A 14260-nucleotide genomic window follows, 5' to 3' on the forward strand; every position below is an offset into this window, starting at 1 on the left:
CCCCCACGCCGCACTCGCTCCGCTCGCTTGCTGCCCCCCGAGGGGGCCGTCTTCGCCTTGGGGCGGCCCGGCGGCGAAGAGGTCCCTGCGGCTCGGGAGCCTTTCTGGCGCCCGGGCATGGCAAAGATCTGCCTGCCCGTGGCGGCCCTATTTTTCATCGTCCTGGTCACCGTCGGCAACCTGCCCGGGCTGGCGGCGGACATGTCCGATGCGTTCGGCGACAAGCGGCTGCACCTGGCCGCCTACGCCTTCCTGACCGGGCTGATCTACGTCTCCGTCAACCGGCGCCCCGCGCTGGTGGCCATGCTGGCGGCCACCGCCCTGGGTGCGCTGGATGAATCAATCCAGTCCTTTTTTCCGTATCGAGAGGCTGGACTCTTAGACCTTTTGGCCGATATCTCAGCGGCTGGTGCAACAGTAATCTCTTTGCACATTGGTACCGCAGCCATCGGCTCCTTTCGTGCAGTCACTAAGTCTTAAGGACACAACCATGCCAAAACGGGCACTGATTACCGGCGTAACTGGCCAAGACGGGGCCTATCTGGCGGAGCTTCTGCTGGCCAAGGGCTATGAGGTCCACGGCATCAAGCGTCGCGCTTCGCTGTTCAACACCGCGCGGATCGACCACCTTTACCAGGATCCGCACGACCAGCCCCGCAATTTCGTGCTGCACCACGGCGACATGACGGACTCGTGCAGCCTCATCCGCATCGTCCAGTCGGTGCAACCCGACGAGATCTACAACCTGGCCGCGCAGAGCCACGTGGGCGTCTCGTTCGAGGAACCGGAATACACCGCCAACGCCGACGGCCTGGGCACCCTGCGCCTGCTGGAAGCGATCCGCATCCTGAAGCTGGAGAACAAGACGCGCTTCTACCAGGCGTCCACCTCCGAGCTGTACGGCCTGGTGCAGGAAACGCCGCAGAAGGAAACCACGCCCTTCTATCCGCGCAGCCCCTACGCGGCGGCCAAGCTGTACGCCTACTGGATCAGCGTGAACTACCGCGAAGCCTACGGCATGTATGCCTGCAACGGCATCCTCTTCAACCACGAGTCGCCCAAGCGCGGCGAAACCTTCGTCACGCGCAAGATCACGCGCGGCCTGGCGCGCATCGTGCTCGGGCTGCAGGAATGCCTGTACCTGGGCAACCTGTCCGCGCTGCGCGACTGGGGCCACGCCCGCGACTACGTCGAAATGCAGTGGCTGATGCTGCAGCAGGACACGCCCGAGGACTACGTCATCGCGACGGGCATGCAATACAGCGTGCGCGAGTTCATCAACACCGCCGCGCGCGAGCTGGGCATCCTGCTGGCCTGGGAAGGCGAGGGCCTGGAAGAAACCGCGACCGTGCTGTTCTCGCCGGTGCACGACGTCAAGGCCGGCCAGGTCATCGTGCGCGTCGACCCGCGCTACTTCCGTCCGACCGAAGTGGAAACGCTGCTGGGCGATCCCACCAAGGCCCGCGAGAAGCTCGGCTGGTCGCCCCGCACGACGTTTGCGCAACTCGTCAAGGAAATGGTCGAAGCCGACCTGCGGGATGCGCGGCGCGATGCGCTGGTCGAACAGAACGGCTACGAAATCTACGCCTACAAGGAGTAGCCCGCCATGACGAACCTGGACCAACGCGTGTTCGTCGCCGGCCATCGCGGCATGGTGGGCGCGGCGATCACCCGCGAACTGCACCGGCGCGGCTACGAGAACGTGCTGACGCGCAGTCGCGCGGAACTGGACCTGGAGAACCAGAACCAGGTGCACCGCTTTTTCTCGACCACGCCGGTCGACGTGGTGTACCTGGCCGCCGCCAAGGTGGGCGGCATCCTGGCGAACCAGACGCACCCGGTGGACTTCCTGTACAAGAACCTGATGATCCAGTGCAACGTGATCCGCGCCGCGTATGCGGCCGGGGTGCGCAAGCTGCTGTTTCTGGGTTCGTCATGCATCTACCCGCGCGAGGCGCCGCAGCCGATCCGCGAGGACGCGCTGCTGACCGGTCCGCTGGAATCGACCAACGAACCCTACGCCATCGCCAAGATCGCCGGCCTGAAGCTGTGCGAAGCCTATCAGCGCGAGCACGGCGCGCGTTTCATCTGCGCCATGCCCACCAACCTGTACGGCCCGCACGACAACTACGACCTGCACAGCAGCCACGTGCTGCCCGCCCTGATCCGCAAGTTCCACGAAGGCCGTGAGACCGGCGCGCAAACCGTGACGATCTGGGGCACGGGAACGCCGCTGCGGGAATTCCTGTACGTGGACGACCTGGCGCAGGCCAGCGTCATGCTGATGGAGCATCCGGACGCCGAGGGCATCTACAACATCGGCGCCGGCCAGGACATCTCCATCGCGGACCTGGCGCAGCTCGTGGCGCGCGTGGTGGGCTATGAGGGCAAGATCGTGTACGACACGTCCAAGCCCGACGGCACGCCGCGCAAGCTGATGGATTCCTCGCGCGTGCAGGCGCTGGGCTGGCGTCCGGAGATCTCCCTCACGCACGGCATCACGCTCGCCTACGGCCATTTCCTGCGCGAGCGCACGCAACAGCCGCTGCCGGTGGCCTGACGGCCGCGCCAGCATGACAGACAGGGTTTCCGATGCTTGGATTCGTGAAGAAACACATCGCCGGCAATGCTTCCTTCTGGGGGCTGGTGGAGTACGGCATCGGTCCCGTCGCGGCGCTGGTGGCGCTGCCCATCCTCTTTCGCCAGCTCGGCACGGTGGGCTTCGGCCAATATTCCATGATCATCGCGCTCGCCGGCTTCGGCAACGCGGCGAACCTGGGCGCGGCCGTCACCGCCACCAAGCTGGTCTCCGAAAGCATGCACGAGCCCGGCGGCGCCTATCGCGCGGCCGGCGTGAGCGTGTCGTTGATCGGCTGTGCGCTGGGCGTCGTGACGCTGGCGGCCATGCTGCTGTGGGGCGCCTTGTGGCTGGGCTGGCCCGAGGCCACCTTCGGCGGCGTGGCGGTGACGATGCTGGCGATGCCCGCGCTCGCCATCTACCTGACCCAGCAGTATGACCAGCTCTTCTCCGGCTGCCTGAAGGGCCGCGAGGACTTCCGGGCCACCGCGCTGTGCGAAGTCTTCAGCCGCACCGGCACCATGGCGCTGGCCTGCGCGGCCGCCTGGTACACGGCCTCGCCCACATGGACGGGGCTGGCGCAGGCGGTCGGCCTTCTGATCGCGGGCAGCGTGAAGATGCGCGTGTTCGCGCGCGCCTACGATCGCTTCATCGTGCGCCCCGTGCGCGACCGTGGCGCCATGATGGCCGCCTTCCGGTTCTCGCGCTGGTCGTGGCTGAACAGCCTGAGCGCGCTGGCCTTCGGCTCGGTCGACCGGGTGCTGGTCGGCAGCCTGATGGGACCTGCGGCGCTTGCCATCTTTACCGTGGGCGTGCAGGTGGGCCAGATCATCCACACGGCGTCGGTCGCCATCTTCCAGAAGGCGATGCCGCGCGTGACCCGCCTGTCGGTCTCGCCGCCCTTTCCCGGCGCCGCCGAACGCGAGATCCGCCGCATGATGCTGTGGAACCTGGCGCTGTCGGCCAGCGCCACGCTGGCCGTGCTGGCGGTCAGCCAGCCGCTCCTGAACCTGCTGCTGGGCGACAACGTCGCCAGCGGCCACCTGGGCACATTCCAGTTGCTGATCGTGGCATCGGGCCTGCTTTCCCTGAATGCCGCGGCGCACTTTTCCCTCCTGGGGCTCGGCAACTCCCGCGCCGTCGCGATCCTGAACGGACTGGGCGGCCTGGCGATGCTGTGCGTCATGGCGGGACTGGTACACGTGGCGGGGGAACACGCCGCAGCTTGGGGCCGCATGGCCTACGCGGCGATCACGCTGGCCGGCGTGGCCCTCGCCATCCGTCAATCCCGCCCCGACTTTCCGGGCGCCATGCCTGCGGCCACCCGATAACCAACATGCTGAGGTCCTACATGCGCAAGCGCCATAACGAGTATTCACGCCAGCTCATCGACTTCGTCCGCGAGCTCCGCCCGCCAGCGCCCATCGCCAGCGGTCTGCTGCCCAAAGTGACCATCGTGACGCCCTCGTTCAACCAGGCCAAGTTCCTGGAGCGCACCATCCTGTCCGTCCTGAACCAGGGCTACCCGCGGCTGGAGTACATCATCATCGATGGCGGCTCCACGGATGGCAGCGTGGACATCATCAAGAAGTACGAGCGTTACCTGACGTACTGGGAAAGCACCCCGGACCGTGGCCAGTCGCACGCCATCAACAAGGGCTTCGAGCGCGCCACCGGGGATTACGTGGGGTGGCAGAACTCCGACGACCTGTACTTTCCGGGCGCGCTGCGCAAGCTGGGCGCGGCGGCGGCGCGGGGCCGCGCGCCCATCGTCAGCGGCAACCTCTTCGTCGCCGACGCGGACAACCACATCTTCCGCAAGATCCACTACACCCCCGTCAACCGCGGCACGCTGACGGTGGTGAAAGCCTCGATCCCGAACCAGTCCGCCATCTTCCGCCGCGACCTGCTGCGCAAGTACGGGCTGCTGCAGGAGAGCATGCGCTATTGCATGGACCTGGAGCTGTGGAGCCGCCTGCTGCGCGAGGGCAAGAACCTGATCGTGCCGGACGCGCTGGGTGTCTACACCGCCCACGACGAGACCAAGACCGCGCTGATGCAGGACGTGCTGCTGGAAGAGCGCGAACAGATCGTCAGCCGCATCCGGCGCACCGAGCCGGGCCTGGGACGCCTGTTCGAGCTGTCCTGCCGCGCGTCCAAGGTGGCCGCGCATGCCCGGCAGGGGGACCTGACCTACCTGCTGGAAAAGCTGACGACCAAGATCTTCGGACGCGACGACTGGGCTTCGCACTAGGCCCGGCCATCAACGACACGGAACTGCAATGACCACGCGCCGCCGACTCTCCACCCTCCACCTCCTGGGCCTGTTCGTGTTCACCGCGCTGGCGCTGAACGACGACCGGTTCATCGTGGGGGTGGGCAGCTTCAAGCTGTCGCCGTTCGACCTGCTGTTCGTCGCGATGCTGGGCGTCAAGGCGCTGCGGCTGGCCGACCCGGGCGCCTACGCGCTGCCGCGCGGGGCGCTCGGCGTGCTGCTGGGCATCCAGGCCATCTCGGTGATCTACCTGCTGCTGGTGTCGATCGACCATCCCGGCATCCAGACGGGCGACGTGGCGCGCGACCTGCGCATCGTCTTCTACTTCCTGTGCACGCCGTTCCTTTGCTACAAGGACATCGACAGTCCCGGGGCGTACGCGGTGCTGCAGAAGTACATCGTGGCCGCCGGCCTGGCGGTGGCCACGCTGATGCTGCTGGAGCAGGCGCAGGGCTTCAGCGTGTCCAATCCGCTGCGCAACGTGCGCCTGGGGGTGTGGGCCATCCCGATGGCCGTGGTGTCGCTGCTGTACTTCCGGCGCACGCTGAACGTGACGGGCCCCAAGGCATATTTCCTGACCCTGTTCATGGTGATGGCGCTGGTGTTCTCGCTGAACCGCAGCCAGTACCTGCAGTTGGCGGTGTCCGTCATCATCGCCGTGTTGCTGGCGGGCAACCCCGAGATCCGCCGCCGCGCGATCTTGATCTTCGCGCCCGCCACCATCGCCGGGGTGCTGATCTTCGCCAGCATCGGCTACCTGGACGTGCTGACCGAGCGCATCTTCAGCGTCGAACGGCTGGACGAAGATTCCAGTTACGGCGCGCGCGTCCAGGAAATGGAAGGCCAGATGGACTACTTCGCCGAAAGCCCGGTCTTCGGCAAGGGAGCCGGTTTCCGCAGCTGGGTCATGGGCGAGAACGGCTTCGAACTGAGCACGTTCGCGCACAACTCCTGGGCCTTCTACCTGATGAAGTTCGGGGTGGTGGGCACGACCATGATCATGCTGCCGCCCCTGCTCATCCTGCTGACCCTGTTCAAGCGACGCGAGCATCCCGGCCTGGAGATGCACCGGCGCTACCTCCTGGCGACGGCGCCGATCTATATCTTCATCGACTCGATGTCGGGCGGGCTGGCCTACGCGCCCAAGACCGCCTTTACCGGATTTCTGCTGTGCTATGCGCTGTCGCTGATGCGCAATGCGCAGATCATGCCCGTACCCCGTAACGAACCGCCCGTTCCCAGCCCCCGCCCGGACGTCGTTCGCCGGGCGCCACCGCGAGTAATACCCCATGCCTGATGTCCTGTTTGTCGCACCGGACTTGCACGGCGGCGTCGGAAGATGCGTCGCCTTCATTGTGGATGCGTTGCCGGAACAGGGGGTGGACTCCGCCCTGTTCCTGCTGCGCTCCCGCAATCGCGAGTACCCCATCGCCAACCCCAAGGTCACCCGCGCCCTGCCCATCATCGAGTCCCCCACCAAGCTGCGGCTGATGCTGCCCGTGGCCTTTTTCAAACTTCTGCAGCATATCCGCCGCGACAAGCCGGCCATCGTGTGCTCGCACGGCCTGCTGTGCAACATGCTGGTCGTGCTGGCCAGGACGATCCTGCGCGGCAATTTCAGGACCGTGGCGTTCGAGCACAGCAGTCCGGCCATCCATTACGGCGCCTCGAAGATGCGGCGCCTGAAATGCTGGCTGGTGAGCCAGACTTACCGCCGGCACGACGCGGTGGTGGGCGTGTCGCGCGGCGTCAAGGAAGACCTGGTGAGCATGTTTCCGCCGCTGCGCGGCAAGGTGCACACCATCTACAACGGCGTGCCGCTGGATAACGTGCGGCGGCAAGGCGCGCGGCCGCAGCCGGCCGGCGACGGAGATTCGCCGTATCACGTGGTGGCCGTGGGCCGGCTGGAAGCCGTCAAGGACTACGCCACGCTGATCGACGCCGCGGCCCTGCTGGACGATCCCCGCATCGCCTTCACGATCCTGGGCGAAGGCTCCGAGCATGCCGCCCTGCAAAAGCGCATCGACGAGAAGCCGTCGCGCACGCGGGTCAAGCTGGCGGGCCATATCGACAATCCGTTTCCGGTGATCGCCGGCGCCGGCGCGTTCGCGCTCACGTCGGTGCGCGAAAGCTTCGGGAACGTGCTGGTGGAGGCCCTGTGCCTGGGCGTGCCGGTGATTTCGACCGATTGTCCGCACGGCCCCGCCGAGATCCTGGATGCCGGCCGCTATGGCCTGCTGGTGCCGGTCGGCGACGCCGAGGCGCTGGCCGAGGCGGTGCGGCGCCTGGCCTACGACGGCGAAATGCGCGAGAAACTGGCGGCCCAGGGCCCCGAACGCGCGGACGCCTTTTCCCTGGAGCGGCACTGCCGCAACGTCATCGAGCTCTTCCAGCCGCTCATGCAGCGCGGAACGCCCTGAACAGGACAGCATCATGCAGAAGATACCGGTTTCCGTCGTGGTGATGACGAAGAACGAGGAACGCAACATCGCGAAGTGCCTGAAGGCGCTGGTGGAATTCGACGAAGTCTTCGTGGTGGACTCCAACAGCACGGACGCCACCTGCTCGATCGCGACGGCGATGGGCGCGCGCGTGTCGAATTTCCAGTGGGACGGCAAGTACCCGAAGAAAAAACAGTGGTGCCTGGAACAGTTGCCGTTCACGCATCCGGTCGTGCTGTACGTGGACGCCGACGAAGAGATGACGCCGGGCCTGGCGGCCGAGATACGCGAGGTGCTTCCGCGTTTTGCCGCGGGCGCCGGCGGCGCGTTCGTGCCCTTCGACTACGTGTTCTGCGGCAAGAAGCTCGAGCACGGCCACCGCGTGTACAAGCTGGCGCTGCTGGCGCGCGACCGCTCGCGTTTCCTGGACTATGACGACCTGGACGTCGCCAACATGTGGGAAGTGGAAGGCCACTACCAGCCGCAGGTCGAGGGCGAGACCTTCGCGCTGCGCCAGCGCATGGTGCACAACGACCACGACTCGCTCTATCACTATTTCGACAAGCACAACCGCTATTCGGACTGGGAAGCGAACCTGCGCACCAAGGGCCTGATGAACGATCCGCGCGAGGCCAACGTGGGCGGCCGCGCCCTGCTCAAGCGCATCTTCCAGGCCATGCCGTTCAAGGCCCCCATCGCCTTCCTGCATTCCTACGTCTTCCGGCTGGGCTTTCTGGACGGCAAAGCCGGCTATGACTATGCGGTGGCGCGCGCCATGTACTACTGGCAGATCCGCATCAAGACCGAGGAAATCCTGAAGGCGCGGCAGGCCAGCGCGGCCGCCTCCCAGCGCGACGCGGTCGCGGGAGCCGCCAAATGAGCACATTGCAACGGCTGGACCAGTTTTCGCTGGCCCCGGGGCAGCGCGGGCGGTCGGCGCTGACCGTCCAGTTGTGGTGGATGGTGCAGGGCACCCTGTTCCGCTGGTCGCCGCAGGTGGCCTACGGCTTTCGCCGGTGGCTCTTGCGCTGCTTCGGCGCGCGCGTGGGCCACAAGGTGCTGATCCGGCCCACGGCCACCGTGACCTATCCCTGGAAGGTCGAGATCGGTGATTACGCCTGGATCGGCGACGACGCCGTGATCTACAGCCTGGGACCCATCCACATCGGCGCGCACGCCGTGGTGTCGCAGCGCAGCTACCTGTGCGCCGCGGACCACGACGCCGGCCGGCCGGATTTCCCGCTGCGCGAGCGCGCGGTGCGCGTGGAGGAAGGCGCCTGGGTGGCGACCGACGTGTTCGTCGGACCAGGGGTGACGATCGGGCGCGAGGCGGTGATCGGCGCGCGCAGCTCGGTGTTCCGCAACATGCCGTCCGCAATGGTGTGCCATGGCAACCCTTGCCGTCCCATCCGGCCCCGCACCGCCACGCCGACATGAAAGTCCTCATCTATGGGATCAACTACGCGCCCGAACTGACCGGCACCGGCAAGTACACGGCCGAACTGGCCGAGTGGCTGGCCGCGCGCGGCCACGAGGTCAGCGTGGTGACGGCGCCGCCCTACTATCCGCAGTGGAAAGTGCATGAGGGCTACCGCGGATCGCGTTACGCGAAGGAGACGCGCCGCGGCGTGACCGTGCGGCGCGCGCCCTTGTGGGTGCCTGAAAGACCAGGCGGCGCCAAGCGCCTGGTGCACCTGGCAAGCTTTGCGCTGTCCAGCCTGCCGTCGCTGCTGCGCGCCGCGATGCGCCGGCCTGACATCATCCTGGTGGTCGAGCCCGCCCTCTTCTGCGCGCCCGGCGCGTGGCTTGCGGCTCGTTTGTGCGGCGCGCGCGCGTGGCTGCACATCCAGGACTTCGAGGTGGACGCGGCGTTCGAGCTGGGCCTGCTCAAAGGCGCGGGCCTGCGTTCGCTGGTCAAGCGCGCCGAACGTTGGCTGATGCGCCGCTTCGACCGCGTGTCCACGATCTCGAACCGGATGCTGGATCTGGCGCTGGCCAAGGGCATCGACCCGGGCCGCGCCGTGCTGCTGCCCAACTGGATCGACGTCAACGCGATCACCCCGCTTGCCGAAGGCGGGGATTACCGCGGCCAGCTCGGCATTCCGGACAACGCCATCGTCGCGCTGTACTCCGGCAACATGGGCGGCAAGCAAGGCCTGCAGATCCTCGCGGACGTGGCCCGCCGGCTGAACCGCGAAGACCGGCTGTGGTTCCTGTTCTGCGGCCAGGGCCCCGAGCGCGCGGCGCTGGAGGAGCGGTGCCGCGGCCTGACCCGCGTCATCTTCCTGGACCTTCAACCGGCAGAACGGCTGGGCGCCCTGCTGACCACGGCGGACATCCATCTGCTGCCGCAGCGCGCCGGCGCCGCGGACCTGGTCATGCCGTCCAAGCTGACCGGCATGCTGGCCAGCGGCCGGCCGGTGGTGTGCGGCGCGGCGCGCGGCACGGAGCTTGCCAGCGTGGTATCGCATTGCGGCCTGCTCACGCCGCCTGAAGACGCCATGGCCATGGCCGAGGCCGTGCGAAAACTGAGCTACAACGCCCAGATCCGCGAAACCCTGGGCGCGGCCGCGCGCCGGTATGCGATGGAGCACCTGCACGTGGACGCCGTGCTGGGCGCCGCGGAACGCGAGTTCGCCGCGATCGCGAAGTCCAAGGGCCGTACGGCGCGGGCGGGCACGCAAGCGAGCGAAGGCGACGTTTAAGCTTTTTTTTTTCGAGTCGGGGCCGCCTGCGGAAGTGCCGCAGGCGGCCTTTTTAATTGCGGTTTGCTTCACACGCGCGGCTGCGCCTTCACGCCTGCGCCTGAAGTAAGCCAGGGCCTGTGCGGGCGGCGCCGCCACCCGCACAGGCCCTGCCTCGCACCCTGCGCGATCAGCTTGCGTCGCCCTTGTCCGGCGTCGGTTGCCCGTTGGTGTTTCTGACCAGGCCCATCTGCACCGCGATATAGGCCGCCTCGGCCTGATTGCGCGCGTTCAGCTTCCAATAGAGCGTGCGCGCATGGCTCTTGACGGTCGCGACCGATATGCCCACCTGCTGCCCGATCTCGCGCATGGTCTTGCCCTGCACGAGCAACTGCAGGATTTCCTCCTGCCGCTGCGTCAGTTCGCGCAGCTCCTGCACGGACGAATGCGTCGTGCCGGGCGGCCTGCCGGCGGGCTGGGGATAGCATTCCCCGCCGGCGATCACCAGGCTGACGGCCGCGGCCAAGGCATCGGGACTTGAGGCCTTGGGCAGGTAACCGGCCACGCCCGCCCGCGCGCAGGCGGCCATCACGCTCGGGTCCAGCGCGGAATACAGGACCAGCACCAACCTGGGCATAAAAAAGGCCATGGCCTGCGACAGGAGCCCGATGTCCTGCTCGGCGGACCCGCTGCAACCCACCACCAGCAGTTCCACTGGCTTGTTGATCGAGCTTGACATGGTGAGCAGATGGGCTGGCGAGATGGCCAGGATTTCGTCGGCGTTGCGCACACGTTCCAGCACATGCTGAATGGCGACACGAAGCAGAGCGTAGTCTTCGATCAGTACGGTTGTCATCCCGGGAAGAACCTTGTGACGCATGGCCCATTACGGTTCCCACGACGCTGGCGCAATGCCGCGCAACGCACGGGTCCACGCGCATCGCCAGGTTCGGGGGAATCCTGTCCGCGGCCTTGGGATTGCGCTGGCGAGATTAAGTGATTCGCCCTATCAATCCATGCTTGCGGACACAACCCATGCTATCAGCGGCTACGTTCGCTGAATCTCGTTCAGGAGGATGATAGGTGGCGGAAAGCGAGGCGACAGCGACGTTTGACACCTGCTTTCTATGCCTTAGCCGTATTGGCTATGCGCAACCCCGGCAGCATCGGAACTGGGCGTTCCAGGCTGCCGGGCAGGCAGCGCAAACCTTCTACTACCCGAGCTTGCGCCCATAGATCTGCCCGGCGTCCACTTCGCGGCCATTCGGTTCATGCCATTCCAAGGTTGCGCCGCGTTGCAGCGCCGCGTAGACGGCTTCGCCCTTGTTCTTGACATGCAGGCGTTGATACAGCGTGCACGCGTGCGTTTTGGCGGTCGCTACCGAGATATTCAACATCCGGCTGACGGTCTTGATCGGATAGCCCCTGGCCAGCAGCACCAACACCTCATATTGGCGCGGCGTGATCTGGAGCAGTTGTGCGCCCGCGCTCACGGGCATGGCGCCCTTGGAGCCGGCTTCGTCCGCATCCCGCGACGGCAAGGCGCATACCGCAGAGGCCGGAGCCTGCAGCGCCTGTTCGCTCGGAAAGCATTGCCCGCCCGCCATGACCAAGCGTATGGCGGCCTCGAGGATTTCGACCGAAGCCGTTTTCATCAGGCATCCGTACACGCTGGCGCCAGGCAGGCCTTGCACCGGCATGGGCAAGGGCATGACGTCCGTCAAAAGCAGAATCCGCTTGGGCGTCAGCACGCGCTGAATCTCGTGCAAGGCGCTCCATGCTTCATCGGTATCCACCGGCAACCCGTAGATCAGGAGATCGGCGCCCGCATGTACGCCGTCGGCCTTGGATACATCCGCAAGACCCATTCCCTCGATCTCCCACACATCATCCAACTTGCTAAGAATCTGCCACAAACCCAACCGCAGGAGCGGATGGGCTTCAATCAGGACCATCTTGGCCATGGTGTCCTCCCGGTTTTTCGACGGGCCTCGAAGGGATCTTCGCTGTGCTGAAGACTATTATTTTCCAGCCCCTGCGGTGGGTGGTCCGCATATCCCGGAATATCTAATGAAGCTGAACCGGGACATTTGGGCTGGGCGACTTTGGTAGCCAACATAACGGATGGCATGGAACCCATCTTATGGTTCGGATTTGTCAAAATCAAGACGTTTCCGGGCGATATAATCCGATAAAATCAGAAATCAATCGTTAGCCTTAATCACGTTCGTAAATATGGATGAGAAACCCCTCTCGTCCTTTTTTACGCTAGGGTTTTCACCAGCCTCGCGCAGGGCGCGACCCCGGCTCCCCTATGGAAAGGGGCCGCCGGGCGGCGTGGATAGGGCTTCAGGCTCGTGTTACAGACGAAAAAAAGCCGCGTCGGGGCATCGGCCGGACGCGGCTTCGAACAGCCGGATCGAGGGGGAAATCTGTCAACTTGTATCCGTAGACACATCCAGCCCGTGAACAGTCCCTGTATTCGAAATAACGGTAACATTTTTTATTTTGCCGCCTGGCGGCGGATTTACTCCATATAGGCGAAGTCAAATACCGTGTGCCCCCCCTGATGATGCCAATGGTGCATTGAAGCATGGCGTTTTCTCAGGAAGTTTGCGTAGTGGATTTCGCCGTCGGTTTCGATGTACGTGGTGGGCGTAAGCTCGTCGATCCGATTCAGCGACACGCCCTTGCCGTAGTGACAGAAGCCCTGGTACTGGGCGCATCGGATCACGTCTCCGCCAGGAGACACAACGATTCCGGCGTTGCGGGCACGCATCGGGTTGCGCACGATCGGGTTGCAGGCGTGCGGCGTCCAGGTGGTGGAGCGCGGCGAATCGGAGAAAAATGCAAATAACTCATCGCAATGGCTCTGGCCGTCGGTTCGGTCGATATTTGTTAATAGCCACCAGTATTCTCCGTGTTTAAAAATAATGGTGTCGACCGCAGAAATATTCGTCATCAGATTAACGTCGAGCTCCCATTTCAGCGGAAATTCAGTGCATTTCCATAGCTCTATACTGCGATTTCCGCAGGTTTCCGGGACCATGTACGTTACGCCATCGTGTTCGAAAATATACGGAAACGAAAGGTGATACGGCAGGTTCAGCGCAGTGCCCAGCAGCCGGAAAGCCCCGTCGGAGTAGGTCGCGACCGAGATCGTGCCTTTGCGGGACGTAAAATCATAATCCTCGAAAAATATATACGGCTTTTTATCGTGCGTATAAACGAAGGGGTCGGCGAAAAACCTGCCCTTAGGCGGCTGCAATACCATGGCCTCGGACACCACGGCCTGTTGGCGCGCGGAGGGAAACATACCGATCCGCCAGCGGACATTGCGTTTCATGATGCGCCGCACAACCAGATCCGACATTAACCATGCCTGGCGCGCGATATATGCCGCGCTGTCCCATTCCGCGGGATCGGCGCGGCGCGGCCCGCTCATGATCTGCATGGCCGGCGGCGCGACGCCAGGCCGATCGCGGGCCAGCGCCTGCAGGGCGTCGTACACCATGAAATTTCCCAAACTGAATGCGCGCGCCTGGTTCTTCAGCCAGAACACCTCGGTGTTGAAACTGCGCTGGTCCAGCAGCTCGTCGTCTTCCTCTTTTTCGCCGACGCGCCACAGTTTCACGGTGGTGTGGTCTTCGCGTTGAAAGACTTCCCAGAAGCCTGCAAAACGGCTCGTCGACACCGCGATATCGGAATAGCTCAACTGCCACACGCCCAGCCGCGACCAGCTCGCCATCTGCGTGCGCGTGACGAGCGACGCGCCCAACGTGATCACCAGATCCAGGCCCAGCGCCTGCACCTCGGCGCGCGCCTGCGCGTCCTCGTCGCCGGGCGCGAGTGCGATCACCGATGTGCCCGACTGCGGCAGGTGTTCGCGCATGTCCCGGCATGCCAGCATGGCGCGCTGCTTCTGCGGCAGCATCTTGCCCTCGAGACGGGACAGGGTGCCGAACAGCGCCTTCACGCCCAGCCGCGGCGCGCTGTCGGGCGCCTCGCCGTCCATCACCAGCAAGGCCGCAAGCTCGAAGTCCTGGCTATGGACGAGCCACTCAACCATCTCATGCATCCAGCCGGGTTGCTCATACCCGTCAACCAACAATCCCACCTTGTACGTCTTCATTTCTCGTGCTCCTGTATCAGGGCGATTGGCCTGCCGCGCCGTGTCTGCGTAGGGCCTCGCCCGGCACGCAGCCGGGGCAATGCATTCACGTTCTCGCGCTGATACTGCGGTGTTTTCCGCGTGCGTTCCAGAGCACATTCATCCTAGGGC

General features: G+C 65.0%; 13 protein-coding genes. 10 read left to right on the plus strand and 3 right to left on the minus strand.

All coding sequences use genetic code 11. The features are described from left to right. The first annotated feature begins 117 nt into the window (after window positions 1-117). The 10 genes from BMW75_RS18895 to BMW75_RS18940 are packed head-to-tail and all read left to right on the plus strand — an operon-like array spanning window position 118 to window position 9999. A complete protein-coding gene (locus tag BMW75_RS18895) occupies window positions 118-480 on the plus strand; it encodes a VanZ family protein (RefSeq protein WP_092581456.1) in 363 nt (120 codons plus the stop codon). 10 nt (window positions 481-490) lie between these two features. Further along, the gene (gene gmd / locus BMW75_RS18900; protein WP_076520106.1) at window positions 491-1600 is read left to right on the plus strand and encodes a GDP-mannose 4,6-dehydratase; all 1110 of its coding nucleotides are present in this window, start codon (window positions 491-493) and stop codon (window positions 1598-1600) included. Window positions 1601-1606: 6 nt separating this feature from the next. Beyond that, entirely contained in the window at window positions 1607-2560 is a 954-nt protein-coding gene (locus tag BMW75_RS18905) for a GDP-L-fucose synthase family protein (protein ID WP_092581391.1), read from the plus strand. Between the two features lie 44 nt (window positions 2561-2604). After that, window positions 2605-3909 carry a lipopolysaccharide biosynthesis protein gene (locus BMW75_RS18910; protein WP_254792065.1) on the plus strand — a complete coding sequence of 435 codons (1305 nt, stop codon included), beginning with the start codon at window positions 2605-2607 and terminating at the stop codon, window positions 3907-3909. Between the two features lie 5 nt (window positions 3910-3914). Further along, window positions 3915-4832 carry a glycosyltransferase family 2 protein gene (locus BMW75_RS18915; RefSeq protein WP_231952114.1) on the plus strand — a complete coding sequence of 306 codons (918 nt, stop codon included), beginning with the start codon at window positions 3915-3917 and terminating at the stop codon, window positions 4830-4832. A gap of 28 nt (window positions 4833-4860) precedes the next feature. Beyond that, complete coding sequence (locus BMW75_RS18920) at window positions 4861-6150, plus strand: O-antigen ligase family protein (RefSeq protein WP_092581393.1); 1290 nt, start codon at window positions 4861-4863, stop codon at window positions 6148-6150. Next, the gene (locus tag BMW75_RS18925) at window positions 6143-7273 is read left to right on the plus strand and encodes a glycosyltransferase (protein ID WP_092581394.1); all 1131 of its coding nucleotides are present in this window, start codon (window positions 6143-6145) and stop codon (window positions 7271-7273) included. Before BMW75_RS18920 ends, BMW75_RS18925 begins: the two co-directional genes overlap by 8 nt. Window positions 7274-7286: 13 nt before the next feature. Further along, window positions 7287-8174, plus strand: coding sequence for a glycosyltransferase family 2 protein (locus tag BMW75_RS18930; RefSeq protein WP_092581395.1), 888 nt, complete (start codon window positions 7287-7289; stop codon window positions 8172-8174). Continuing rightward, window positions 8171-8731 (plus strand): putative colanic acid biosynthesis acetyltransferase, encoded by a 561-nt coding sequence (locus BMW75_RS18935; protein WP_076520099.1) that lies wholly within the window; start codon window positions 8171-8173, stop codon window positions 8729-8731. Before BMW75_RS18930 ends, BMW75_RS18935 begins: the two co-directional genes overlap by 4 nt. Further along, window positions 8728-9999, plus strand: a complete 1272-nt coding sequence (locus tag BMW75_RS18940) for a glycosyltransferase WbuB (RefSeq protein WP_092581457.1) — start codon at window positions 8728-8730, stop codon at window positions 9997-9999. The genes BMW75_RS18935 and BMW75_RS18940 overlap by 4 nt, the downstream gene beginning before the upstream one ends. Before the next feature lie 169 nt (window positions 10000-10168). Here the strand turns inward: BMW75_RS18940 and BMW75_RS18945 are convergent, their stop codons facing one another. The 3 genes from BMW75_RS18945 to BMW75_RS18955 form a co-directional block, all read right to left on the minus strand. Further along, window positions 10169-10834: a response regulator transcription factor gene (locus BMW75_RS18945; RefSeq protein ID WP_092581396.1), complete on the minus strand. Its 666-nt coding sequence runs from the start codon at window positions 10832-10834 to the stop codon at window positions 10169-10171. A gap of 358 nt (window positions 10835-11192) precedes the next feature. Continuing rightward, complete coding sequence (locus tag BMW75_RS18950; RefSeq protein ID WP_092581397.1) at window positions 11193-11942, minus strand: response regulator transcription factor; 750 nt, start codon at window positions 11940-11942, stop codon at window positions 11193-11195. 563 nt (window positions 11943-12505) lie between these two features. Then, window positions 12506-14110, minus strand: coding sequence for a glucosamine inositolphosphorylceramide transferase family protein (locus tag BMW75_RS18955; protein ID WP_092581398.1), 1605 nt, complete (start codon window positions 14108-14110; stop codon window positions 12506-12508). Window positions 14111-14260 lie beyond the last annotated feature (150 nt).

The sequence above is a fragment of the Achromobacter sp. NFACC18-2 genome, from assembly GCF_900108985.1.
Classification (GTDB): Bacteria; Pseudomonadota; Gammaproteobacteria; order Burkholderiales; family Burkholderiaceae_B; genus Achromobacter.

Bases quoted from the DNA above. Each gene is read 5' to 3' on its own strand.
- BMW75_RS18895 (WP_092581456.1), top strand. From the start codon at position 118: ATGGCAAAGATCTGCCTGCCCGTGGCGGCCCTATTTTTCATCGTCCTG.
- gmd (WP_076520106.1), top strand. From the start codon at position 491: ATGCCAAAACGGGCACTGATTACCGGCGTAACTGGCCAAGACGGGGCC.
- BMW75_RS18905 (WP_092581391.1), top strand. From the start codon at position 1,607: ATGACGAACCTGGACCAACGCGTGTTCGTCGCCGGCCATCGCGGCATG.
- BMW75_RS18915 (WP_231952114.1), top strand. From the start codon at position 3,915: ATGCTGAGGTCCTACATGCGCAAGCGCCATAACGAGTATTCACGCCAG.
- BMW75_RS18920 (WP_092581393.1), top strand. From the start codon at position 4,861: ATGACCACGCGCCGCCGACTCTCCACCCTCCACCTCCTGGGCCTGTTC.
- BMW75_RS18925 (WP_092581394.1), top strand. From the start codon at position 6,143: ATGCCTGATGTCCTGTTTGTCGCACCGGACTTGCACGGCGGCGTCGGA.
- BMW75_RS18930 (WP_092581395.1), top strand. From the start codon at position 7,287: ATGCAGAAGATACCGGTTTCCGTCGTGGTGATGACGAAGAACGAGGAA.
- BMW75_RS18935 (WP_076520099.1), top strand. From the start codon at position 8,171: ATGAGCACATTGCAACGGCTGGACCAGTTTTCGCTGGCCCCGGGGCAG.
- BMW75_RS18940 (WP_092581457.1), top strand. From the start codon at position 8,728: ATGAAAGTCCTCATCTATGGGATCAACTACGCGCCCGAACTGACCGGC.
- BMW75_RS18945 (WP_092581396.1), bottom strand. From the start codon at position 10,834: ATGACAACCGTACTGATCGAAGACTACGCTCTGCTTCGTGTCGCCATT.
- BMW75_RS18950 (WP_092581397.1), bottom strand. From the start codon at position 11,942: ATGGCCAAGATGGTCCTGATTGAAGCCCATCCGCTCCTGCGGTTGGGT.
- BMW75_RS18955 (WP_092581398.1), bottom strand. From the start codon at position 14,110: ATGAAGACGTACAAGGTGGGATTGTTGGTTGACGGGTATGAGCAACCC.